Genomic DNA, 25,518 nt, shown 5'->3' with positions numbered 1-25,518 from the left:
TTTATACATATGAACTGAATAAAGGAGAGAAAAATTAAATGAAAATCTATACCCAACGTCTTGAAGATATTTCTCCTGATCAGACATTTGAAACGGTTGAACTAACTTTTGATACCCGTCAAAAATCACGTTTTCGAGCGGCCTTGGCAAGTGGCGTAGATATTGGAGCTGATTTGCCGCGTACTGGAATTTTGCGTAGTGGTTCGTATATTGCAACCCAAGAGGGTGATGTATTACGTGTTGACGCAAAACCTGAACGTTTAATGCAAGTTAGTGCTAAAACCGATTTTGATTTACTTAAAGCTGCCTATCACTTAGGTAATAGACATGTACCATTAATGCTCACACCTACAGCTTTGTATTTTGAGCCTGATCATGTGCTTGCAGAAATGGTAGAAGGATTGGGGCTCACAGTGACAGAAACAGATCATCCTTTTGAACCTGAAAGCGGTGCCTATGCTCAGCATAGTCATGACCATCGCTTAAGCCCAATCAAAGCTTTACACCATGTCCATTCATAATGCTGCGCAATTACTGCAATTGCTGACACTGTCTTCAACGGCACTGCCAGTTGGAGCCTATTGTTATTCACAAGGCGTGGAAACAGCCATCGATATTGGCTTAATACACGATGAAAGCTCGGCAATTGCTTACTTTGAAGAAGTTCTTGAAATGCTGTTAGTGAGGTTTGAGCTACCGGTACTCAAACGTCTTATGCAACATTATGATGAACCAGATGAGTTCCTGACTTGGGCAAATTTATATAAGGCGAGTCGAGAAAGTAAAGAGCTTTTGGCTGAATCGCAGCAGTTGGCATTTTCTTTAAATGCATGGATTAAAGATGTTTTAAAAAAAACGGTTGAGGTTAAAAAGCAGTTTGGTTTTGTGCCTGTCTATGCGCAGCTTTGTGGGCGTTTAGAGCTTAAAGAAGAGGATGTGCTTACCGCTTATACTTTTACTGTTTTAGAAAATCAGGTTTTGGCAGCAGTAAAAACGGTTCCATTGGGACAAATGGCTGGACAAAGAATTTTATGGCACTTGCATGGTTTAGTACCAGAGGCAGTACAGAAAGCTTTGAAACTTAATGATGAACAATTAAGCAGCGCTTTACCTCGTTATGCCATGCTGAGCATGAAACACGAAACACAATATTCACGGTTATTCAGATCTTAAGTTTAGGAAAAAAGGATAAAAATCATGACAGAACGTAGTCCGTTAAGAGTTGGAATTGGTGGACCAGTAGGTTCGGGTAAAACAGCACTTACGCTTAACTTATGCCGTGCCTTGCGTGATAAATACAATATGGCTGTAGTGACAAACGATATTTATACCAAAGAAGACTCAAACTTTTTAACCCGTAATGAAGCCATGTCGCCAGATCGTATTGTGGGTGTGGAAACAGGTGGTTGCCCACACACAGCAATTCGTGAAGATGCCTCAATTAACTTGGCTGCGATTGATGATCTTTGCGAAAAATTTGATGGCTTAGAGCTTATTATTATTGAAAGTGGTGGTGATAATTTAGCCGCGACATTTAGCCCAGAGCTCTCTGATTTAACTTTGTATGTTATTGATGTAGCAGGTGGTGAAAAAATCCCTCGTAAAGGCGGGCCGGGTATTACCAAGTCAGATTTACTGATTATTAATAAAACTGACCTTGCACCAATGGTCGGTGCAAACCTTGATGTCATGGACCAAGATGCGAAACGCATGCGCGGTGAAAAGCCATTTTTATTTTCAAACATGAAAACACAAGATGGCCTTGAACAAATTATTCAATTTATTGAGAAACAAGGTCTGTTTAAGGCTTAAGGAGTAACTATGAACTTCATTAAGAAATGGGGCATTGGGCTACTTAGCATGTTGCCGGCATTAGCCATGGCACATCCGGGACATGATCATGCACATTCAGGGTTTATGGCGGGTTTTATTCACCCTTTTACTGGGCTTGATCATTTAGTCATGGCTTTAGGTTTTGGTATCTTGTTATGGTCAGCCGCTAAACAATGGAAAATTGCTGGTGTCATTACACTAAGCATTACTTTGATTGTAGGTTTTTTAGTAGGTGCTCAAGGTTTAGTGCCAGCCAGTATTGCTGAATACGGCATTATTGCTTCTTTGATTGTTACAGCGATTGCACTATGGACAAAATCAAATCGAATTTTGCCTATTGCTGCCGCATTACTCGCAAGCTTTCATGGTATAGCGCATGGTGTTGAACTCGCACATGCGGGACATATTGCTGCATTAGTAGCTGGTATGGTTACTGGTATGGCACTTATCTATTGCTGTGGCTTAGCACTAGGTGCATTGTTTACGCGATATGTTCCTTATGGCAAAAAAATTATGGGTACTTGCGCAGCAATTGTTGCAGTAATTGGTTTAAGTTAATTAAACCCTTGCAAAAAAAGGTAGCTTTAAGCTACCTTTTTGGATTTGCAAAATAAAATGTGTGTGCATAAAAATATTTATCCTGTTTTTACAGCGCTGATTATCTTTTACAGTGGATATGTTCAGGCCTATGATTTTTTTCAACCAGAAAGTGATTCTACTTTACTAGATACAGAGCAGTTATTAGATCAATCAGATTTAAACTTGGAACAAAGGCGGTTAGCCATTGAGCATGATGATGAAGTTAATAACTATAATGTGCTCAAAAACGAGTTTTATTCAAATGAGCGTTGGGTAATTTATAATTATACGGCCTATGATACCGGGCAACTTCAGAACAAAAACAGTAATGGTTTAACGAATCATTTTAATATTCAAGATTTATCTATTTCAGTTGGATATGGAGTTAATTATAGTGTTAATCCAAGACTGAAAATTGGTTATGAATATATTTCGAGTTTTCCTTATGATCGAGGTCAACTCATACGATTTTTTACGATCTATTTATTCTGAAATAAAAAAATAAAATAATCTAATTCAAATAAATAGATCAGGTAAATTAATTCTTTATAAAATTCTACATGTTTAAATTTTCTGATAAAGCCCTGCGTGGACAGTACCTGCTTTAGTGGTTTTCACTTGTTGCCATGATGCAGGAAGATGAAGCTGGGATAAATCTCGGTCAGCTTCAATATAAATGTATCCATTATTTTTGATATGTGAATCTGCCAATTGAGCGAGCTCTTGCCATAGATCGAGACTATAAGGCGGATCTAAAAAAACGACATCAAATTGTTCTTTTAAGCGCGGTAATGCTTGCTGAGCAGTTGCATTGAATAAATGACAATTCTGCGCTTTTAAAAGCTGGATATTCTCTTTTAAAAATCGTGCTTGAGTCTTATCAGGTTCAATCATATAAACAGATGCGGCACCGCGTGAAAGCGCTTCAAAGCCTAATGCACCAGAACCTGTACAGATATCGAGAACCTGAGCATTTTGAATGTCCCACATGAGCCAATTAAATAACGTTTCACGAACACGATCTGGGGTGGGTCTTAAACCTTCAATACTTGCGAATGGTAAAACTCGTCTTTTCCATTCGCCCCCAATAATGCGTAATTGATTTTTCATTATTCATCGATCTCATTTGTAGCAGGGCGAGCAGGAGTAGCTTGTGGAGCAGATGCTGCTGCGGTAGTTGTAGCAGGTGCTGGCGTAGAGCTAGCAGTTTCGCCGCCACTTGGAAGCTCACCTGGTTTAATTCCTGCCGTCATAAGGCCACCATTAACTTGATGGTTGGCTGGACGAATCGGATTTTTATTGCGGGTTAATAACCAGTAATCAAATATCGGCTTAGCAAGTTGAGCTGCGGAACCACCATGACGACCATTTTCCCAAATGACCGCAATAGCAATTTCAGGTTTGTCAGCAGGTGCAAACCCAACGAATAAACCATGGTCAAGTTGGCGTTCACTAAGCGCAGCTTCGTTATAACGTTTACCCTGTGCAATACTTTTAACCTGTGCTGTACCTGTTTTTCCGGCAATTTGATAAAGCGATGTACGGATACCTCGTCCAGTACCTGATTGAATTACATCAATCATGGCTTCTCGCATTTTTACCCAGTCTTCATCTGTACCATTAAAATTAATTTTTCCATCAGGTGCATTACGGACTGTAAACGGTTTTGCACCATGCGATGCGCGTAAAACATGAGGAGTAACGTGAGAACCATGATTTGCCGTGATTGCAGTTGCCATTGCAAGTTGTAGTGGGGTTGCAGTAAATGCACCTTGACCAATACTGACTGAAATTGTTTCACCTTTCATCCATTTGGTTTTGCGTGTACGCATTTTCCATTCTGGACTTGGGTATAAACCTTCACTTTCACTTGGTAAGTCGACACCTGTTTTTTGACCAAAGCCAAATTGGCGCATCCATTGGTTCATCTGGTCGATGCCCATTTGATTTGCCAAAATATAAAAATAGGTATCGCAAGACATGATAATGGCTTTGTGCATGTTCACGATACCATGACCAGTTTTTTTCCAGTCACGGAATTTGTGAGAGTCACCAGGTAAATGGAAATAACCCGGGTCAGAAATAGCAGTAGACCAGTCGACAATACCATAATGTAAACCGCCCATTGCTTCCATTGGTTTAATGGTCGAACCAGGAGGGTATGCCCCTTGAACAGCACGGTTATAAAGAGGTTGGTCGATGTTGTCACGTAGAGAGCTATAATCTTTATGATTAATACCCGTCACAAATAGGTTTGGGTTAAAGCTTGGGCTTGAAACTAACGCAAGAATTTCACCAGTACGTGGGTCTATCGCAACAATTGCACCACGACGACCAGCAAGTTGCTGTGATGCTACGACTTGTAAACCATAATCTAATGATAAATAGAGGTCATTACCACGAGTTGGATCTTTACGTCCTAAATGACGCAATACATTACTATGAGCATCGGCTTCTACAGATTCATAACCTGGCGTCCCATGAAGTAAATCTTCATAGCTTTTCTCTACGCCAATTTTACCAATCAGGTTTGTTCCAGCATATAAGTCTTTATCAATACTTTTTAATTCTTTATCGTTAATGCGGCCAACATATCCGATCACATGAGCAAACAATTCACCATGCGGATAATAGCGCGTCATTTGGGTTTCAATTCTGACCCCAGGGAATTTGTATTTAACTTCACTAAACTTGGCAATATTTGTCTCGGTCAAGTTTAGCTTAATTGCAACGCGTTCAGTTTTTCGTGCCGTTTTAATACGACTTTTAAAACGGTCTACATCTTCTTGAGTAAGTTCTAAGATGGGTTGTAGTTGTTCAATAACGGCATCAGGATTTTCAACATCTGCTTTACTTAATGTTGCTGTAAAAACTGGATAGTTGTCGGCTAGTAAAACCCCATTGCGATCATAAATATAACCACGAGCAGGTGGGAGTGGTTGTAAACGAATGCGGTTTTTATCCGATGCAGTCGAGAACTCATCGTAATGAAAAATTTGCAGATAGGCGTATCGGCTGGCTAAGACTAATAAGCAGATGATAACAATCCCTACGGCAAAAAATATACGACCTCGATAAATGCGCTTTTCTTGCTGGATATCTTTTAAAGGAAAGTGCTGTTTCATACGGATCGACTTAATGACATAGGGTGAGAAAAATAGCTGCTTATTCTAACGCAAGCGCAGTTAAAATATCGCATAATTTTCAAAGTTTCAGTGAAGAGGAAAATTGGCTTTTTTGACTTTGTAGACAACAAAATTGTAGAGTCTTGTATATAAGAAGCAAAATAATTCTGTTAAAGTCTTTCATTCAATAGAATAGGGTTGTTCTCACTATACGATTAGGGAAAATGGAGAAAATAATGAGAAAAATTTATCCCTTACTTGCAGTTTTGACAGTAAGCAGTTGGGCAAATGCTCAAGATTATTCATTTCTTCCAGAAGCAAAATTAGCAGATCACAAAGCGTCTACTTGGAATGTAGGTGCAGGTTTTACTCAAAAATTGTTACATCTTAATGGTGAGTGGGTAAATCCTTATGGTATTGCCTATGCCAAGGTTGGTGCATTTTTAAATGGTGATAAAACGGCTGGTGGACAGGTTGGATTTCGCTATCCTTACTATCTGACTGGAACGGATAAAAATGGCTACTATATTGGCTTTTATGCTGGACACCTTGATAGCAAGCCAGTGGATGGAGAGTATAAATCTCGTTTAGGTGCTGGTGTCGATTTGGCATATGTATTGTTGAATTCAGAAAGAATTAGTACTTTTAGTGTCGGTATTGGTGCAGCTGAAAAACTGACTGACCAGAACGGAGCAGTTGCTGCGAAGACTAAACCACAGATTCAATTTTCTTATTCTCTAAGTTTTGGTTTATAAAACAAAGCAGTTTATCGTTAACTCGCCATAAGCAGAGCACAAATAAATACGAGAGTCTTACATGTTAGAGTACGTCAGCGGATTGTGGCAGACCTTTTTACACAGACCTGATTTTTGGGCCGTTTTAAGTATCATCCCAGTTACTGCCTTTGTCACATGGGCACATGTGTGGATGGCGTTAAAAATGGTATTTTACCCAATCAAATTTTGGGGTTTTCATTTAGGCCCTTTACCAGTCGGTTGGCAAGGAATTGTGCCGCGCAAAGCTGGACGTATTTCAGGAATTATCACCGATAATACTTTATCTAAATTAGGTTCTTTACGTGAGTTTTTAGAGGCCATGGACCCTGAAGACATGGCACGTATTATTGGTGAGCAAGTCGGATTTGAACTTGAGCATTTGATTGATGAGGTGATGATCGATCGTAATGCCGTACTTTGGGAAAATTTACCTTATTCAATTAAACGCCGTATTTATGCACAGGCGCATAAACAATTACCCGGTGTATTAAGAGAATTGGTGACTGAGCTGACCATGAACGTCGAGTCACTGGTGAATATGCGTGAAATGGTCGTGAGCCAGATGGAAGGTGATCGCCGTTTAATGGTACGTATGTTTTTAAAAGTAGGCCAAAAAGAGATCAACTTTATTTGGCATATTAGTGCTTTAATCGGGATGTTCTTTGGTATTTTCCAAATGGTTGTCTGGTTCGTTGTACCTTGGCATTGGACTGTTCCGTTTTGGGCTTCAATTTGGGGTTTTTTAACCAACTGGATTGCAATCTGGATGGTATTTAATCCAATTGAACCAAATTATATTCGTTACCCACAGATTTTTAGATTAACAAAAGACCGTAAGTTCCCTTGGATTGTGCCAGTTCTTCGAATTGGGACGTATAATTTCCAAGGAGCTTTCATGAAACGTCAAGAAGAAGTCTCTGATGTGTTCTCAAGTGTAGTTACAGAAGATCTGATCACCTTAAAATCGATTATGACTGAAATGATGTATGGGCCGCGTAAAGATAAGACGCGCCGTATTGTGAAGCGTCATATTAACGAAATTATGGAAACACCACTTGTTCGTACATCTTTACAGCTTTCTTTAGGGCCAAGAGAGTACGCAAGATTAAAGACGGACTTGATTGATCGTTCAATTGAAATTACGATGGGACCCGTATGTGACCCTGCACTAAATGCAAGCCGGGCACAGAAGATTTTTCAAATGTTTAAAGAGCGTATTCGTGAACTAACACCAAAAGAGTTTCAGAATTTATTACGTCCTGCATTTCAAGAGGACGAGTGGATTCTTATTGTATTAGGTGGGGTAACCGGATTTATTGCTGGTACAATACATTTGTTTGTAGCTTTCTTATAATTCGACGTCGGGCAGGATCTATTGAAGATTAATGAGACTTTTTCTGCCAGACTTCATTCATTGTTTTAAATGAGGATGTTTTTTATGCGCATTATCTTACTCGGACCACCTGGAGCAGGCAAAGGTACTCAGGCTCAGTTGATCTGTAAGCGCTACAATGTCCCACAAATTTCAACCGGTGATATGCTCCGTGCTGCGATTCGTGAAGGTACTGAACTTGGTCTAAAAGCTAAAAGCGTAATGGAATCTGGCGGTTTAGTTTCAGATGAACTTATTATCGGTTTAGTAAAAGAACGTATTGCTCAACCTGACTGTGCAAATGGCTGCATTTTCGATGGTTTCCCACGTACTATTCCTCAAGCAGAAGCATTGGAAAAAGAAGGCATCAGCATTGATCACGTGATCGAAATTGATGTGCCTGATGAAGAAATCGTAAAACGTCTTTCTGGTCGCCGTCAGCACCCAGCTTCTGGTCGTGTTTACCACACTGTATACAATCCACCTAAAGTGGAAGGTAAAGATGACGAAACTGGTGAAGATCTTGTTCAACGTCCAGATGACCAAGAAGAAACAATCCGTAAGCGTCTAGCGTCTTATCATACTGAAACAGAGCAATTAGTTGGTTTCTACAAAGGTCGTGCTGCTTCTGGTGAAAATGCGCCAACTTATGACAAGCTTGATGGCTTGCGTACAATTGAAGATGTACAAAAAGATTTGTTCAACATCTTAGACAAATAATTTTATTTTTATTGAAACTGCTTAATGTTTACATTGAGCAGTTTTTTTATATCAAGAATAGTTGGCGACATAAGATGTCGCACTATGTAATAATAGTATGTAAAATTAAATTTAAAACATTTATAGTGTGTCCCATTCTATAAACCAAAACATTGAAATTAAAAAATTATTTTAAAGGGTTAATTATGTTGCTGACGATTCAGTCTGATCAGGTGGAACAAATTATTCCAGATGCAAGTTCAGCGAAATCAGCTAAAAAACTAGCGAAATTTGAAGCATGGAATAATATATCTGGTTCAGTTGACCAATGGATTTGGGGAGAAATTCAAGGTAGTTCAATTTATCAAAGTGCAATTTTTTTACCTGAATTGAAGTGTGAATGTAGTTGTCCAAGTTTTAAACGGCCTTGTAAACATGCCTTAGCATTATTATTAGTGTATACCGAGTATCAAGATAAATTTATTGTGCAATCAGACCAACAAAACATACCTGATCGTGTACAAAAATGGCGTGATAAAAAAACGAAAACACTTGAGAAAAAAGAAAACAAGATTGATAAACCTATTGATGAAGAAGCTCGACTTAAACGCCAATTGGCGCGTGAGAAAAAAATGGATGCTGGGATTTATGCATTACAAACATGGCTAAATGATGTAATTACTATAGGGCTAGCAAGATTACGCCAACAACAACACGAAAAATTCAGAGATATTCAAAGCCGTTTAGTAGATGCTCAAGTTGCAGGTTTGGTGAGTTATTTAGATGAATTTTCTAGTGCTTTGTATCAAACCAACTGGCAAATAGAAAGTTCATTCTGGTTGGCTAAATTACAAACTGCTATTCATTTATGGCAGAATCGTCATCATCTTAAACCTGAGCTGTATGAAGAGGTAAAACAGTTATTTGGTATTAATTTGCCAGCTGATATATGGGATAACATACCAGTTCATAAATTTGGTCTATACGCTTTAGGACAAGTAACACAGGAGTTGGTGAATACTCGTGGACGTTATCGTCGTCAATGGTTATGGGATAGTCAGAACCTACGTGATTACTTGATACTGGATTTTGAAATACCTCCTCATTCAAGTTTTGGAGTGACCTTACCTTATCAAAAACAATTGGCTTTAAATGCTAAGCTTTATCCAGTGATAAGCCAACAACGTCTTCGTTTAGAAGATAATTTAATGTCGTTCAATGATTTGAGCCTAACGCTCGTTGCGCCAAAAGGCTTTAAAAATTTTGATCAGGCATTTACTCAATATGCGAATGGCTTAAAACAATATCCTTTACAGTTAGTACGCTTTTTTTGGCTTGAGCAATTGCACTTAGTTAAACATGACAAAGTAATTTATTTGGTCGATCAGAATCAAAAAATGTGTGAAATTGAGATTAAACAATTTGTTGAGTTATGGTTTTTAGTGGGGGCTGAGCCATTTAGTGCAGGCGTTGAATGGAATGGATTACAACTAAAACTCGTTAGTATTTGGCAAGGAGGGCAATTTGAATGTCTTTAACTCCATCATACAGTGAGTTTAATCAGCAGTTACTACTCAAGCTGACTTTAGGGCTGCAATTTAAGCAGGTTATCAAAACTCCTAAGGAATTGCAGGTTTATGTACCTAAAGAGATTGATTCAGCCCAAGATTTATTGGTCTTGAACCAATATTGGGTGCTGATGCAACAAGCAGGTTATCAACTGCAAGAGATGCCCGAAACATTTCAGAAAAATATCGCACAGATTGATCAGATAGAAAATGAAAAGCAGTTAGATGATGGGCTCGTGCAAATTTTGAAATGGATTGTTGCACAAGAGTCGCCATTTTTATATCAGGATTGGGTTAATCAAATTTTAAAACTTGCTCAACAACAGCAGCAAGTGATTCCACGTTATTTGGTGTTGAAAGTTTTACCACTGTGTCGGAACCTAGTGTTATTGGCATCAGTCTTACCTGAGTTTGCATTTCAGGGAGATGTGACAACACGTGTAGATGATGCGAAAAGAGTGTGGAAATATTTGAAACAACAAAATGCCGAACCATTGATCCGTCAGTTGTTGAAATCAAAAAATAGTGATTGGTCTTTATTGATGAGCCAATTGTGCGGTCAATTACCAGACTTTATTAACCAGTATATTGCGGAATTCTGGTCACAATCTATTCAGAAAAATCATTTGCAAAGTCATGCTGAAAGTCTAGTGACATATAACATGCCAGTAACCCAATTTGAAGCTTTATACCAGCATGTGAAAACACTAGAACCCCAGAATGCAGCGACAGTACGTAATAATGCAGCATTAAGCTTTTATTTATATTATCAAGATAATACCCTCTATAACGAGGTTATGGCGTTACTGCGTGCATGTTTAAGCTACGATGTTCAAGCCAGAAAAGTTAAATTCAACATTAACTTAGATCAAGATGATGCATTGAATGATTATGGTTTCTTTGATCGAGAAGCAAATTTGGTTGAAAGCCGTAAAAGTTTAAAAACGGCTTACCAAAGTTCTCAAGTCGAACAGGCTTATCAGGAGTTTTGTGAAAGTTCACAGGGCGTACTTTATCTCAAAAGAATTTTAATCCAATTACCACTTGCCTATTGGTTAGAATTATTTGGTACTTGGGATCATTTATTTTTATTACATTCGCGACAAAAAGATTCACTGTGGAGCGCATTTATTTTGTGCTGTTACCGAGAGCAGCGCCGTGATCTAGCTTTATGGTTTTATCAACATCAGATCAAATGGTATGAAGCTGTGACAATATCAACTCGAAGCAGGATCGAGCGTGAGACAATCTTTGGTTTGCTAGATCAGGAGCCAGCAAGCAAATTATTATTAGAACAACTTGAGTCCTATTATCGAAATCAAGATTTAGAACATTTTTGCTATGTATTTCAAAGAGCAAAAGTTTTACATCAAGATCAGAAAATTTCAGAAATGGCAGCTGTGTTAATACAACACGCGTATGGGAATTTGGACTTGCAGCAGGATCAAAATAAATTTGCATTATTAAAAGAGCATGCACAATGGCTGATTTTGGAAGCTTATCCAATCGACTTCAGTTGTCTACAACCTCTTTTTTCTATTTCTGAATGGAAACAAATGATTCATTTTATTCAGTATAAACAAAAACTTATTGCTTAATGATCAATAAATCATAAATTAGGATAATCAACATGTCTCAACAAGTTTTACGTGCACGTGCAGAACAACAGTTTTCTCATGAATTAGATGCATTAAAGGCACATGACCATTTAGCAAAACCACCACAATGGCAACTTTCACCGAAAGCTGTTATAGATTATTTATTGGGGACCACTTTAGCTGATGGAACTGTGATTTCACCTAAATATATTGGTAATCGCCGTTTAATGGAAATTGCAGTGGCAACTTTGGCAACTGACCGAGCATTATTATTATTAGGGGTGCCGGGTACGGCAAAATCATGGGTATCTGAGCATTTAGCAGCTGCTATTTCTGGAAATAGTGCATTACTGATTCAAGGTACGGCTGGCACTAGTGAAGATACTTTACGTTATAGCTGGAACTATGCACAACTTTTATCTAAAGGTCCTAGTGAAGATGCATTAGTCAAAAGCCCGATGTTGCGCGCGATGCAAGAAGGTAAGATCGCTCGTGTAGAAGAATTAACCCGTATTCCTGCAGATGTTCAAGATACTTTAATCACGTTGCTTTCTGAAAAAAATCTGCCTGTGCCTGAGCTCGGTATTGAGTATCAAGCGATACAAGGTTTTAGTGTGATTGCAACAGCCAATAACCGTGATAAAGGGGTGAATGAACTCTCCTCTGCGTTAAAGCGTCGTTTTAATACGGTAATTTTACCGCCGCCTGCCACAATCTCAGAAGAAGTCGAGATCGTACAAAAGCGTGTTCAGTCATTAGGTAAAAGTTTGCAACTTCCCGAGATTCAGCCTTTGGATGCTCAAATTCAAAAATTGGTGACGATTTTTAGAGAGTTGCGTCATGGACAAACTTTAGATGGTAAGCAAAAGCTAAAAACCACTACGGGTACCTTATCAACAGCTGAAGCTATTTCTGTGATGAGTCATGGTTGGGTAATGGCTGGGCATTTTGGTTCAGGTAATTTAACTGACCATGAATTAGCAGCAGGTTTACAGGGTGCTGTATTAAAAGATCCTGTTCAAGATCTTGTGCCTTGGAAAGAATATGTGGAAACCGTGATTAAACAACGTGAGGGTTGGCAAGACCTTTATCGTGCTTGTCGTGATTTAGAATAAAACCTAATAATAAATGACTTCATCCCAATCTTCTCCTTGAAAAGGAGAAGATGTGATTGAAATAAAGGATAGAAAAATGCTGCATATTCTCGGTATTCGTCATCATGGGCCTGGTTCGGCTCGTAGTGTATGTAATGCTTTGGCTTCGATTCAACCCGATTGTATTTTGATTGAAGGACCACCTGATGCCAATCCAATCATTGCCCAATTACAACATGCCGATTTTAAGCCGCCTGTAGCATTGTTGTTGAATACTCCTGTACAAAAAGAAGTACGATCACAGGCGGTCTTCTATCCTTTTGCTGAGTTTTCACCTGAGTGGCAAGCTTTACAATATGCGCTGCGTCAGCAAGTTGCAGTAGAGTTTATGGATCTACCTTTGCAACATCGTTTTGCATTAGAAAAACAATGGGCAGAACAACATCTACAGAAAGCTTCAGTGGATGAACAGGCATTAACAGATGAACAAGAGGTTGAGCTGAATCAGCAAGATGATATTGAGTCAGAATATAATCTGGAACAACATTATCTTTCGATTCGTCGAGATCCAATTCAACTATTGGCTGAACAGGCTGGCTATCAAGATAGTGAACGGTTTTGGGAACATCTAGTCGAACAGCAACCACATGCTGGACAAATGTTCACTGCTATTAGCGATGCGATGGCAGCTTTACGGGATCATTTGCTAAGCCAGCAACCTGAAAATTACAGTAGTGAAGATCAATTGCTGGAGCAGTATCGTGAAGCCTATATGCGCAAAGTGATTAAGCAGGCAGAAAAGCAAGGCTATCAAAATATTGTGGTGATTTGTGGTGCATGGCATGCACCTGTGTTGGTAGATTTAAAAGCTCAAACTAAAGCGGATACCGCTTTACTGAAAGGTTTGCCTAAAATCAAAGTTGATGCTGCATGGATTGCATGGACACATGGACGATTGAGCCGAGATAATGGTTATGGCGCAGGTGTACAAGCGGTTGGGTGGTATACCCATCTTTGGAAGCATTACCAACAAGCTTTAGACGGAAATGTTGATGGCGAAAAAATTACCATTGATTGGTTAAGTCAATTTGCCCAAGCCTTACGCCAAGCAGGTCATGACGCCTCTAGTGCCCAAATTATTGATGCGGTACAACTGATCCAATCTTTATTGCAATTACGTGGACGCCGTATCCCTGATTTGGAAGATTTGTTTGAGGTAATTCGCTCGGTCTTGAATCATGGTTTAGATATTCCACAACCGATTTTAGCTAAATTGCTTGAAGATGAGCAATTGGGACAAGTACCTGCTGAATTGATTGAGTTGCCAATTCAAAAAGACTTTTTACAGCAAGTGAAGCATTTTCGCTTAAAACTTGAAGCACCACATCGTGATATTACGCTAGATTTACGTGAAGCATTCGACTTGGCAAAAAGTCAATTTCTGCATTGTATTAAATTACTTGGCGTTGCTTGGGCAGAGTTAGCAGGTACAGGTGCGAAGCAAGGGAATTTTAAAGAAATTTGGCAGTTGTCTTGGCAGCCTGAAAGTAGTTTATATCTGAATGAAATGTCATTGTGGGGCAATAGCGTGCAACTTGCTACGCAAAGTTATGTAGAATATCAGATCAAACAGTGTGAAGATGTGGGACAAATTGCTCAACTGATTGAAAGCATTTTATTGTCTGGTTTGGACCAAAGCTTAAATTTGGCTTTGGATAAACTGAATGAACTTACCACCCAGCATCAAGATCCAAGTATTATTTTGGCAACCTTAAAGCCACTAATTACCGCAATTCGTTATGGCAGCGTGCGCCAGTTTTCGATGCAACATTTGCATCAAGTGGTAGAACATTTAGCGATTCGTTTGATGTTGAGTTTGCCAAGTTATTGTGTACAACTGAATGCCGAAATGGCGCAGCAGTTTGCTCAACAACTACAAGCCTTATATGAACTTTTAGAACAATTGCAACATGATGAATTATTGCAGCTCTGGCAGGAGACCTTACAACAGTTATTGCAGCTGGAATATATGCAAGGTTATTTGCATGGTTGTTGTGTACGTTTAGCACGAGAACAGCAGTTAATTGATGTGGAACAGACACAGGGATTTCTCTCACGAGCTTTATCGATTGGGCAGACAGCCGACTTTAGTGCCGCTTGGTTTGAAGGTTTTCTGACTCATCAAGCTTTGTTATTGATTCATGAGCAAAGCCTTTGGGATACTGTGAGCCAATGGGTCAATCAATTACAAGAGCAGCAATTTATTGAGTTATTGCCAATTTTGGCGAGAACAGCCTCCAGTTTTAGTCCTGCTGAATCACAGCAATTAATTCAGAAAGTGACGCTAAAATCGACCACAATCAAACAAGAGCTCGGTACTTTAGACATCGAACGTGCTCAAACGGTATTAGATGAAATATACACATATTTACAGCCTGTTTCTGTCGAGGTTTAAGTGATGAACATGAATGAAGAACTAATCACTTTAGAACAATCAGACTTTGCGGAACAAGAACGACGTTGGTGTTTGATTTTAGGACAAGTCCCAAATTCGACTTCGCATTTACCGAATTGGTCGATGCAAGATAGTAAGATGCAAGAGTGTTTGAATGAACTTTATCAGACGCAGCAGCCTAATCGCCGAGGTGGTCTTGGGCATTCGAGTCCTCGAGTTGCGCAATGGTTAGGTGATATTCGTCAGTATTTTCCATCCTCGGTAGTGAAAGTCATCCAAAAAGATGCTTTAGAGCGTTTGAATTTACAGCAAATGTTGTTAGAGCCTGAATTGTTGGCGAGTGTTGAGGTTGATATTCATTTGGTTTCAACTTTGATTTCACTCAATCATTTGATGCCTGAGAAAACCAAAGAAACTGCACGTATTGTGGTACGTCAGTTGGTAGAGCAGCTTGAAAACCGACTAAAACAACCATTGCAGCAAGCGATTAGAGGCAGTATTAACCGTTCAGCCGATACACGACGTCCTAAACGCATGCAAGACATTAACTGGAAGCGCACTATTCAGGCCAATTTGAAACACTGGCAAGAAGATTTTAAAACCATTATTCCACATGAGTTACATGGGCATCCACGTCAACAAACGGCTTTAAAAGACATTATACTCTGTGTTGATCAGAGTGGTTCGATGGCTCCTTCAGTGATTTATTCCAGTGTTTTTGCGGCGGTGATGGCAAGTATCCGTGCAGTCAGTACGCAAATGATTGTATTTGATACCGAGTTAGCTGATTTAACCCCTTTGTTAGAAGATCCTGTGGATGTGTTATTCGGCACACAGTTAGGTGGGGGAACCGATATTGCTAAAGCGATTAAATACTGCCGTAGTAAAATTACTCGCCCAGAAGACACGATTTTTATCCTCATTAGCGATTTATGTGAAGGTGGTGATGCTAAGCAAATGCTCAAACAAGTGGCTGAAATGCTGGACAGTGGGGTACAAGTCATTACGCTACTGGCATTGTCTGATGATGGTGCGCCTTGGTACGACACTCAACATGCACAGATCTTTGCTGATATGGGGATTCCAACGTTTGCCTGTACACCTGATCAATTTCCCGAACTCATGGCAACTGCAATTGAAAAACAGGATATTCATGCATGGTATGCAAGCCAACAAAATCTGACATAATAGTAGTTAAAGATTATGTTATGGCATATAACACTCAAAGTTTGAGTGGATTGAGGATACTTCTTTGCTGAAAATTATTTTGATTGTAGTGGTAATTTTAAGTTTAGCTCTACTGTTATTTTTACTATATCAAAGTCAAAAAATGCTACGTCATGTGCAGAAACAACAGGCTTTGGAAAATAAAAAGAACGGACGAGAACGTCAACTACATCCCAAATTGCAGCAGATTAAAAAACCTCAGGATTAACTGAGGTTCTTTGTTGGAATTGCTTTTATAGCACCAAATTCAAAGCGGTCTGGCCAGTTACATACATCGGCAACCACACACTCTGAGCATTTCGGTTTACGGGCAATACAGCAGTAACGGCCATGTAATATCAACCAGTGATGTGCATCTATAATAAATTCTTTCGGAATCACCTTAACTAAACGGTGTTCAACCTCAAGTACATTTTTGCCTACTGCTAAGCCAGTACGGTTTCCCACACGAAAAATGTGCGTGTCGACAGCCATAGTTGGTTGTCCGAAAGCAGTATTTAAAACCACATTGGCTGTTTTACGTCCTACACCTGGTAAAGCTTCCAAATCTTTTCTATTGCTTGGAACCTCACCGTTAAATTGCTCCATTAAAATCTTACAGGTTTTAATGACATTTTCAGCTTTCGCGTTGTAAAGGCCAATGGTCTTTATATATTCTTTTAAACCGTCTACACCTAAGTTATAGATTTTTTCAGCAGTATTGGCGACAGGATAAAGCTTATCTGTTGCTTTGTTTACGCTAACATCGGTCGCTTGTGCCGATAACATGACAGCAATTAATAATTCGAATGGAGATGAATATTTTAATTCGGTCTCAGGAGAAGGTCTTTGTTCACGAAGGCGTTCAAAGAAAATTTGAATCTGCTTTTTCGTCATATTTTTGACTGCCATTCAGACCTCCTGTAATTGAGTGAGTTGCTGTTGTAGTTCATCAAGTTGAAGACGCTTTTTTGCATCTTCTCGAACACTGAGCTGCTTTTCCAACTTTTTAATTTGTGTGCGAATTTTAGCTAATTCAATAGTCGTTTTTGCGTCATTTACAATTACTTCTTTCGACTTCTCAATGATTTGAATTGAAGGCAGATCATCAAGTGCTTGAGAGAACTTTGCAAAAAATTGTGTGTCAATTTCAGCGCGTACCACAGGGCCTTTGCGATGTCTACGACGTTTCTCTTCGCGTTGAATATGCGCGTAGTAACGTTGTCTTAAATCATTTTGTTCTGCAATTCTTTGCTGTTCATTTGGTAAAGCTTGAGTGTCTTCGACCAGATCAATACAGTCAACTGGGCAGGGTGGAATACATAACTCACAACCTGTGCATAGATCAGTCAAAATGGTATGCATGAGCTTACCACTACCAATAATGGCATCTACAGGGCAGGCATTAATGCATTTTGTACATCCGATACATTCGTCTTCACGAATAATCGCTTTCATACGTTGTGGGCGTCCATCTGCTTGTAGAGGCCAGACACTTGTTTCAGCAAGCAATGACGAGCGATTTAATAGTTTTGCGAGCGCATCGGCCACTGGCTGTCCACCAGGAACACATTTATTTGCATCTTCACCTTCAGCAATGGACTTTGCGTAAGGTAGACAACCGTCACGGTGTCCACATAAACCACATTGTGTTTGTGGCAATAACGCATCGATCTCGCGTATGAGAGAAATAGATGGATTCATAGAGGAAAATAGCTTGTTTAAAACGATGCGATAATGAAGAAAAACCGAAGTAAGGTCAATGGATTTTAACGAATTTATAGGCTTTTTGATTGACCTAAAATGTAGCTAATATTGCACAATAATAGATCAAAAAAATTGAAATGATAAATGACTATTATTGATTTTTAGATAGTTTTTCTAAAATTAACTTTATGATAATTAAGAAAAATAAAATAATTTAAAATAACTATTGTTAAAATTGATGGAAAGGGATTTAATATTTTGCTGCTAAATGATGCATTTTAAAATGTATTGCACCAATTTAATTCATTACTATGCTGAGGACCGTGCATTGAAATATAACAACCTGAATGAATTCCTGAATTACGTGCAAGCGCGTGATCCGCATCAACCTGAGTTTTTACAAGCTGTCGAAGAAGTCATGACAAGCTTGTGGCCATTTATTGAAAAAAATCCGGAATATGCAGAGCAGGGATTGTTAGAGCGTTTGGTTGAACCAGAGCGTGTAATTCAATTTCGTGTTTCATGGATGGATGATCAAGGACAGACTCAAGTGAACCGTGCTTTTCGTGTTCAATATAATTCAGCAATTGGTCCATTTAAGGGTGGAATGCGTTTCCATCCATCGGTCAACCTATCTATTTTGAAATTTTTAGGTTTTGAGCAAACTTTTAAAAACTCACTGACCACTTTACCAATGGGTGGTGGGAAAGGTGGTTCAGATTTTAACCCTAAAGGTAAATCTGATGCTGAAATTATGCGATTCTGTCAGGCTCTGATGATTGAGCTTTACCGTCATTTAGGTCCAAATACCGATATCCCTGCTGGAGATATTGGTGTGGGTGCGCGTGAAGTAGGCTACATGGCTGGCATGATGAAAAAACTCAGTAATGACACTGCATGTGTATTTACTGGTAAAGGAATTTCATTTGGCGGTAGCTTAATGCGTCCGGAGGCTACAGGCTATGGTACGGTTTATTTTGCAGAAGAAATGCTAAAAACACGTGGGCTATCTTTTGCTGGTAAAACTGTATCGGTCTCTGGTTCTGGTAACGTTGCTCAATATGCTGCGGAAAAGGCAATGTTCTTGGGCGCAAAAGTGGTCAGCTTATCGGACTCTAATGGTACTGTTTATCTAAAAAATGGTTTTACAGATGAGTTGCTGGCTGAAGTTATGGAGCTGAAAAACGTTAAACGTGGACGTATTTCTGAGTTTGCTTCTAAGCATGGCTTTGAATATTTTGAAGGTAAAACACCTTGGCATATTCCTGTAGATATTGCTTTACCATGTGCAACACAAAATGAATTAACCGATGAAGATGCTAAAACACTTATCGCTAATGGTGTCATTTGTGTAGCTGAAGGCGCTAACATGCCATCTACACTTGAAGCTGTTGAACATTTTATTGAAGCTAAGATTTTATATGCTCCGGGTAAAGCATCTAATGCGGGTGGGGTAGCAACTTCAGGTTTAGAAATGTCTCAAAATGCAATTCGTTTGGGCTGGACACATGCTGAGGTTGATGAACGCTTACATGCAATCATGAAAGACATTCATGCCAATTGTGTTAGATACGGTACTAAAGAAGACGGTAGTGTGAACTATGTAGATGGTGCCAATATTGCAGGCTTTGTAAAAGTTGCTGATGCGATGCTTGCACAAGGTATTTATTAATTGTAGAAATAAAAAAATCCGATGCAAAAGCATCGGATTTTTTTTAGTCTAAAAATTATTTTTTAGGCTTTTTAACCATTTCTTGCTCTACAACCATATCTAACACATCTGCTTGGCTAGATTGATCTGCTGCTGGGTTTTTCACTTCAAAGCGTTTTACACGTAAGATTACGCGTTGGTTTGGATTGTGTTCAAAACCTTCAATTTGACCATAATATAATGACCAGTTTTTGTCGGCATAAGTTTTAATGCCTTTATCATCATATTTAACTTCACGAACTTGCAAGCAAGTTTGTGGCGCAACACCCGTACAAGATTTAGTTTCTGGCGCTACTTCAAGGAAAACAGTTTTACCTTCAGACTGGTATTTTGCTTCAGGTGTCATTTTACCTGTGAACGTATATTTCTGACCTTGAGCATCAACGATTGTCAATGTTGGTTGATCAGCATTTGTTGTATTAATTTCAAATGGAATCGCACGTTTTTGGAACAGGCTGCTAGAGAATTGTTCCTGTTTCATTAATGCAGGTTCACACGCCATCATAGTCGACATTACATCAGCAGTTAAGATGGTATTGTTTTCAACTTTCCAAGTAGTGCCTTGGCGGTTACAACCTGTTGCGATAGATAAACGGTCGTTTGTGAAGTTAAGAACAATCGGCTTTTTAGTATTTTCAGGTTGGTATGACCATGAATAATCAGTTAAAGCTTGAGTATTAGTTGCTTTTACGCCTTGGAAAATATGCTTTTGACCTGCTTTATCTGTCACGCTTAAGATTACCTGACCATTGCTGTTACTAATTTCAATTGGCAATTTTGCTTCACTAAAGATGCTATTAGACAATTGTTCTTGTTTCATTAAATCGTCTTGGCAAGCCATCATTGTTGATGCAAGTGGAGAGGTTACAAGCTGGTTACCTTCAACTTTCCAAGTACCACCTTGACCATTACAGCCTGTGTTAATTGCTAATTTGCTGTCTGCATTAAAGTTAAGAACAAGTGGCTTAGATGCTTTTACATTTTGGTAAGTCCAAGTATATTCACTTAGAGTTGCTGCAAGATTTTGTTGTTGCTCAGATACAATTGGAGCTTGAGTATGTGAAACTGTTTGACACGCCATCAAAGAAAAAGGTAATAACGCAAGAATTAAATATTTAATTTTCATTTAAAAACTTCAAGTAAAAAAACAACAGCACTAAGCTTAAAACATTCTTAAAAAAAGAAAATGTAAACATATGATTGTTTCGGTTTTTAAAATGTATAAGTTTGTAAATTATTCGAATTTTTAATAAAAATAATGCTATACCCCGCGAAAACGGGGTATTTCCTAAAAATTAATCAAAACGATATATATCCATACCTAATGAACCCATTGTGAAGCTGCTATGAACAATCGTAAAACGATGACCAGTTCCCATAGCGAAAAATAACGGTGCAAAATGTTCAAGAGTTGGATGATTACGTTTTACATAAGGCAGTGATTGCCATTCCAACACGCCATCGTAATCTTGATGTGAAAGCTTATGAACGACGGTATTTCTAAAAGTTGAAGCCCATTCAGGAACATTTGAATTGTCACCTTGCCAAGACAACTCAGCAAGATTATGGGTAATACTTCCAGAACCAATCAATAAGATTTGCTTTTCACGTAAAGGCGCAAGCGTTTGTCCAATTCGATAAATTTCTTGAGCGCTTAAGGTCATCGGCAAAGAAATTTCAACAACGGGAATGTCTGCATCTGGATACATGTGTAAAAGAGGCATCCATACACCGTGGTCGCGAGGACGAGTACTATTGGCATGTGCAACAAAATGAGCGTCTGCCAATAACTTCAATATTTCTTCGGCAAGTTCGGGTTGACCAGGTGCACTATAGCGAATCTCGTATAACTCGGGCGGGAAACCACGGAAGTCATGCCATGTTTCTGGTCGTGTTGAACTACTTACTTCAAGTGCTTTACTTTCCCAATGAGCAGACATCACGATGATTGCTTTTGGAGTTGGTAGATTTATACCAAGACGGTGTAAAGCAGGACCCACTTGTTCTGGATCAAGTGCAAGCATGGGTGAACCATGTGAAATAAACAGTCCGGGAAGGGTTTGTAGTTCCATTTCATTACACCTGAGTTGAAAAGCAGAATAGTATTCATTATGCCAAAATCAAGACATGTTAAAAGTATCTAGATTTCAACGGATTGTTCTTAAAATGAAACGGTTGTTCCATTTATGCGCGGTGATACGGATGGTTATGATTAATACTCATTGCTCGGTATAATTGCTCAATTAATAAAACACGCACCAAAGGGTGAGGCATAGTTAGTTTTGAGAGTGACCAATGCCAAGCAGCAGCTTTACGTACCTGATCTGATAAGCCATCTGGACCGCCAATAGCCAGTGCCACATCATTTCCTTCAAGCATCCATTGTTTCATGGTGTCAGCTAGCTTTTCTGTGCTGAGTTCACGACCACCCACCTCTAAAGCAATCAGTGTCTCGTTTGGTTTTAACGCATTTAAAATACTTTCACCTTCAATTTGACAGTATTTTAAAATATCCGCTTCCGAGTCATTTTTACCGCGTTTTGCCATTGGAAGTTCAATCACTTGAGTCTGGACAAAAGGCTGGATGCGTTTGAAATAATCTTCAAAACCAGTAAGTACCCAAGCAGGCATTTTTTGACCAATGGTCAGAATACGAATTTTCATGTGGTCTATTTAGTCAAAACGGCTGAAACATTATACCTGAGGAGATGATAACCGCGGGGTGCAACTGGGCATAAAAAACGCAGTCCAAAAAATGGTGTTGGACTGCGATCAAATGATCATCTGTCTGGAGTTCAGATGACCATAGAGAATAAAAACAAGGCTATCTGTAACATAAGATAGATAAGAGTAAATAATAAAATTAATCACTCTTACTTCTTATTATGAGGATGGTTGGATATTTTTCAATCAAATTATGTAACAAAAAAAGAGAGCCGAAGCTCTCTTTTTTTTATTTTTCAATTAGTGACGCGCTGCTTTTGAACCTTCTACCGGTTTTACAATCGGTGTTTTGGGTAAAGGCTTTGGCATTGCAGTTAATGCTAAAGGTAAGATTTCATCAATGCTTTTCACAGGTTTGATTTCTAATCCTTCTTTAACATTGTCAGGAATCTCTGCCAAATCACGAACGTTATCTTGAGGAATAAAGACAAGCTTAATTCCACCACGATGTGCAGCAAGAAGTTTCTCTTTCAAGCCACCGATACGCATCGCACGACCACCAAGACTTGTTTCACCTGTCATTGCGATGTCTGGACGAATCGCAATACCAGTAAATGCTGATACAAGCGCAGTTGTTAATGCCAAACCAGCAGATGGACCATCTTTTGGAGTTGCACCTTCAGGTAAGTGAACGTGTACATCAGTTTCTTCAAAACGAGACGCTTCAATACCAAGTTCATCAGCACGTGTACGTACTACAGTCATTGCTGCGGTAATCGATTCTTTCATTACGTCACCGAGTGAACCAGTTGTAATAAATTTACCTTTACCTTTAACAGCTGCAACTTCAATAGTAAGTAACTCGCCACCTACAGAAGTCCATGCCAAGCCATTTACACGGCCTACTTGTGCTTCATCTTCAGCAATACCAAAGTCAAACTTATGTGGACCTAGATATTCAGGAAGATTGGCAGAGGTAATGTCAAGCTGTAAGTTTTTAGACTTTTTACTTACTGCTTCTTTTACCACTTTACGCGCAATTTTAGAAACTTCACGTTCTAAACTACGAACACCAGCTTCACGTGTATAGCGTTGAACAATGTCACGAATCGCTTCTTCATGAATTGTTAACTCTTTTGCACGTAAACCGTTGTTCTTAATTGCTTTAGGAACAAGGTAACGTTCAGCAATGTTTACTTTTTCATCTTCGGTATAACCCGGTAGACGAATGACTTCCATACGGTCCAGTAACGCTTCTGGAATATTCATACTGTTTGCAGTACAGATGAACATGACTTCAGAAAGGTCAAGATCAAGATCTAAATAGTGATCGTTGAACTTACTATTTTGTGATGGATCAAGTACTTCAAGCAATGCAGAAGCTGGGTCACCACGGTAGTCTTGTGCCATCTTGTCAATTTCGTCGAGTAAGAACAATGGGTTCTTCACGCCGACTTTTGTTAAAGACTGCACAATTTTACCTGGCATCGCACCAATATAAGTACGACGGTGTCCACGAATTTCTGCTTCATCACGTACGCCACCAAGCGCCATGCGAACAAATTCACGACCTGTTGCTTTAGCTACTGATTCACCGAGTGAAGTTTTACCAACCCCTGGAGGACCTACTAAACACAGGATAGGGCCTTTGAGTTTTTTCACACGTGATTGAACAGCTAAGTATTCAACAATACGGTCTTTAACATCATCAAGACCATAGTGGTCAGCATCAAGAATCTCTTGTGCTTTTGCTAAGTTAATACTGACTTTGCTCGCTTTGTTCCACGGCGTATCTAAAATCACTTCTAGATAGTTACGTACAACGGCAGCTTCACTAGATGCTGGCTGCATTGCTTTAAGTTTACGGAACTCAGCTTCAGCTTTTTTGCGTACGTGTTCAGGTAAATCAGCTTCAGCAAGACGTTTCTCTATTTCAGCAACGTCATCTTCAGCACCGCCATTCATATCGGAAAGTTCACGTTGAATGACTTTCATTTTTTCATTTAGAAAGTATTCACGTTGGTTCTTTTCCATTTGGCGTTTTACGCTGTCATGTAAAGTTTGCTCAATTTGCTGTTCAGCAGATTGATTCATCAAGTAGTTCATTAACTCTTGCAAATGTGCTTCAAACTCATCGTGCTCTAAAAACTTCTGTTTAATTTCAATATTTAGAGGTACACGAGTTGCTACGAAGAACATAAGTTGCAATAAGTCTTCGATTTTATTGGCAGCAGCAACGAGTTCACGTGCATTACGTAATTTTGCTTCTGCATATTGAGCAAATAAGTTACGTAACTCTTGTAAACGAGTTTCTTGAGTTGCCTTATCTACATTAATAGTCATTGGACTTAGATCATGTTCAGCAGTCAAATAACTATCTTCATCGATAATTTTTGTGAGCTTAGAACGATGTAAGCCTTCAATAAGTACTTTAATGCAGTTTTCATCATTTTCATGATTAACTACTTGTACAATCTTAGCGACTGTACCGTACTGGTATAAATTGTCGTGATCAATTTCTTCTGTAAGCGAATCTTTTTGCGCAACTACAAATACTAAATTGTCACTGTTACGAGCCACATCAACTGCATTGATCGATTTTTCACGACCCACGAATAGCGCAATTTGCATGTGTGGATAAACCACGACATCACGTAAGGCTAATAGTGGTAATACACTTGGAACCTGAGGCTCTAAGTCAGTTTTTTCATTCATAATAAGTTCAGACATGGGCACTCCTAATGAGTGACAACGAGGTTGCCATGTTTTTTATAGTGATGTGTATTTCAAAAATTACAAGGGCATGACAATAGAAAATGTTGAAAAAATGACTAATTTAGTCAACTTTTTTTTAAAAATGTTATGAATCAATAGATTAATTCTTAAGAAGAATAAAATTTTGTAGTGAAGCTAAGCATTTTTACTTAATAATTAGTCTTTGCCGTACAAGTAAGGAAATCAGTTTTCGAAACAAATGTTTTGTTTAGTTTTATTTTATAATAAGTCTTTTTATTAAGTATATTTAAAATTTTATTTATTTTATAATTTATTGTGAGTAGAATAAACACACTATTATTTATAATATACAGCTGTATTTTAAATGGATAATTATTGCTGAATAATTATATTGA

At 38.8% G+C, this 25,518-nt stretch carries 23 protein-coding genes; 15 read left to right on the top strand and 8 right to left on the bottom strand.

Annotation, left to right across the window (positions count from 1 at the left end; translation table 11 throughout):
• Positions 1-38 precede the first annotated feature (38 nt).
• Genes ureE through NE363_RS13385 form a run of 5 tightly spaced genes read left to right on the top strand, consistent with a single transcriptional unit; the run spans position 39 to position 2,904 of the window.
• Positions 39-521, top strand: coding sequence for an urease accessory protein UreE (ureE, locus tag NE363_RS13405; RefSeq protein ID WP_107973929.1), 483 nt, complete (start codon positions 39-41; stop codon positions 519-521).
• Complete coding sequence (locus NE363_RS13400; RefSeq protein ID WP_004703073.1) at positions 508-1,173, top strand: urease accessory protein UreF; 666 nt, start codon at positions 508-510, stop codon at positions 1,171-1,173. The genes ureE and NE363_RS13400 overlap by 14 nt, the downstream gene beginning before the upstream one ends.
• 24 nt (positions 1,174-1,197) lie before the next feature.
• The gene (ureG, locus tag NE363_RS13395) at positions 1,198-1,812 is read left to right on the top strand and encodes an urease accessory protein UreG (protein WP_039248672.1); all 615 of its coding nucleotides are present in this window, start codon (positions 1,198-1,200) and stop codon (positions 1,810-1,812) included.
• A 9-nt stretch (positions 1,813-1,821) separates the two neighbouring features.
• Positions 1,822-2,391 (top strand): HupE/UreJ family protein, encoded by a 570-nt coding sequence (locus NE363_RS13390; RefSeq protein ID WP_151740838.1) that lies wholly within the window; start codon positions 1,822-1,824, stop codon positions 2,389-2,391.
• A gap of 57 nt (positions 2,392-2,448) precedes the next feature.
• Entirely contained in the window at positions 2,449-2,904 is a 456-nt protein-coding gene (locus tag NE363_RS13385; RefSeq protein ID WP_151740892.1) for a hypothetical protein, read from the top strand.
• Positions 2,905-2,976: 72 nt separating this feature from the next.
• Here the strand turns inward: NE363_RS13385 and rsmD are convergent, their stop codons facing one another.
• Both rsmD and mrdA read right to left on the bottom strand, forming a co-directional pair.
• Positions 2,977-3,522 (bottom strand): 16S rRNA (guanine(966)-N(2))-methyltransferase RsmD, encoded by a 546-nt coding sequence (rsmD, locus tag NE363_RS13380; RefSeq protein WP_151740837.1) that lies wholly within the window; start codon positions 3,520-3,522, stop codon positions 2,977-2,979.
• Positions 3,522-5,537 carry a penicillin-binding protein 2 gene (gene mrdA, locus NE363_RS13375; protein WP_039253406.1) on the bottom strand — a complete coding sequence of 672 codons (2,016 nt, stop codon included), beginning with the start codon at positions 5,535-5,537 and terminating at the stop codon, positions 3,522-3,524. The genes rsmD and mrdA overlap by 1 nt, the downstream gene beginning before the upstream one ends.
• 236 nt (positions 5,538-5,773) lie before the next feature.
• Between mrdA and NE363_RS13370 the strand changes: the two genes are divergently transcribed.
• From NE363_RS13370 to NE363_RS13330, 9 genes are all read left to right on the top strand, one after another.
• Entirely contained in the window at positions 5,774-6,292 is a 519-nt protein-coding gene (locus NE363_RS13370) for a hypothetical protein (RefSeq protein ID WP_004703061.1), read from the top strand.
• Between the two features lie 61 nt (positions 6,293-6,353).
• Positions 6,354-7,667, top strand: coding sequence for a hypothetical protein (locus NE363_RS13365; protein ID WP_004703059.1), 1,314 nt, complete (start codon positions 6,354-6,356; stop codon positions 7,665-7,667).
• A gap of 84 nt (positions 7,668-7,751) precedes the next feature.
• On the top strand, positions 7,752-8,405 hold the full coding sequence (adk, locus tag NE363_RS13360; RefSeq protein ID WP_445535263.1) for an adenylate kinase: 654 nt from the start codon (positions 7,752-7,754) through the stop codon (positions 8,403-8,405).
• A gap of 185 nt (positions 8,406-8,590) precedes the next feature.
• A complete protein-coding gene (locus NE363_RS13355; RefSeq protein WP_347913329.1) occupies positions 8,591-9,922 on the top strand; it encodes an SWIM zinc finger family protein in 1,332 nt (443 codons plus the stop codon).
• A complete protein-coding gene (locus tag NE363_RS13350; RefSeq protein ID WP_445535262.1) occupies positions 9,913-11,550 on the top strand; it encodes a hypothetical protein in 1,638 nt (545 codons plus the stop codon). The genes NE363_RS13355 and NE363_RS13350 overlap by 10 nt, the downstream gene beginning before the upstream one ends.
• A gap of 32 nt (positions 11,551-11,582) precedes the next feature.
• Positions 11,583-12,665, top strand: a complete 1,083-nt coding sequence (locus tag NE363_RS13345; RefSeq protein ID WP_445535261.1) for an ATP-binding protein — start codon at positions 11,583-11,585, stop codon at positions 12,663-12,665.
• Between the two features lie 76 nt (positions 12,666-12,741).
• Entirely contained in the window at positions 12,742-15,099 is a 2,358-nt protein-coding gene (locus tag NE363_RS13340; RefSeq protein ID WP_445535260.1) for a DUF5682 family protein, read from the top strand.
• A gap of 3 nt (positions 15,100-15,102) precedes the next feature.
• Positions 15,103-16,287, top strand: a complete 1,185-nt coding sequence (locus NE363_RS13335; protein WP_445535259.1) for a VWA domain-containing protein — start codon at positions 15,103-15,105, stop codon at positions 16,285-16,287.
• Between the two features lie 64 nt (positions 16,288-16,351).
• Positions 16,352-16,534 (top strand): hypothetical protein, encoded by a 183-nt coding sequence (locus tag NE363_RS13330; protein WP_019456871.1) that lies wholly within the window; start codon positions 16,352-16,354, stop codon positions 16,532-16,534.
• Here NE363_RS13330 and nth read toward each other — a convergent pair.
• Positions 16,531-17,217: an endonuclease III gene (nth, locus tag NE363_RS13325; protein WP_004703053.1), complete on the bottom strand. Its 687-nt coding sequence runs from the start codon at positions 17,215-17,217 to the stop codon at positions 16,531-16,533. The two genes, NE363_RS13330 and nth, sit on opposite strands and share 4 nt — an antisense overlap.
• Entirely contained in the window at positions 17,218-18,009 is a 792-nt protein-coding gene (locus NE363_RS13320; protein ID WP_445535258.1) for an RnfABCDGE type electron transport complex subunit B, read from the bottom strand. It abuts the gene before it with no gap.
• A 271-nt stretch (positions 18,010-18,280) separates the two neighbouring features.
• Here NE363_RS13320 and gdhA point away from each other — a divergent pair, with 271 nt between their 5' ends.
• Positions 18,281-19,684: an NADP-specific glutamate dehydrogenase gene (gene gdhA, locus NE363_RS13315; protein WP_081410012.1), complete on the top strand. Its 1,404-nt coding sequence runs from the start codon at positions 18,281-18,283 to the stop codon at positions 19,682-19,684.
• 55 nt (positions 19,685-19,739) lie between these two features.
• Here gdhA and NE363_RS13310 read toward each other — a convergent pair whose 3' ends face one another.
• From NE363_RS13310 to lon, 4 genes are all read right to left on the bottom strand, one after another.
• Positions 19,740-20,849 carry an META domain-containing protein gene (locus tag NE363_RS13310; RefSeq protein WP_445535257.1) on the bottom strand — a complete coding sequence of 370 codons (1,110 nt, stop codon included), beginning with the start codon at positions 20,847-20,849 and terminating at the stop codon, positions 19,740-19,742.
• A gap of 169 nt (positions 20,850-21,018) precedes the next feature.
• Positions 21,019-21,795: a dioxygenase family protein gene (locus tag NE363_RS13305; RefSeq protein WP_346791148.1), complete on the bottom strand. Its 777-nt coding sequence runs from the start codon at positions 21,793-21,795 to the stop codon at positions 21,019-21,021.
• Positions 21,796-21,907: 112 nt separating this feature from the next.
• Positions 21,908-22,387 carry a 23S rRNA (pseudouridine(1915)-N(3))-methyltransferase RlmH gene (rlmH, locus tag NE363_RS13300; protein ID WP_002054393.1) on the bottom strand — a complete coding sequence of 160 codons (480 nt, stop codon included), beginning with the start codon at positions 22,385-22,387 and terminating at the stop codon, positions 21,908-21,910.
• A gap of 300 nt (positions 22,388-22,687) precedes the next feature.
• Positions 22,688-25,117: an endopeptidase La gene (lon, locus tag NE363_RS13295; protein WP_004703041.1), complete on the bottom strand. Its 2,430-nt coding sequence runs from the start codon at positions 25,115-25,117 to the stop codon at positions 22,688-22,690.
• Positions 25,118-25,518 lie beyond the last annotated feature (401 nt).

This window comes from Acinetobacter sp. G18, from assembly GCF_052660225.1.
The sequence above is the reverse complement of the archived record's forward strand: the minus strand, read 5'-3'. Positions and strand labels throughout refer to the sequence as shown.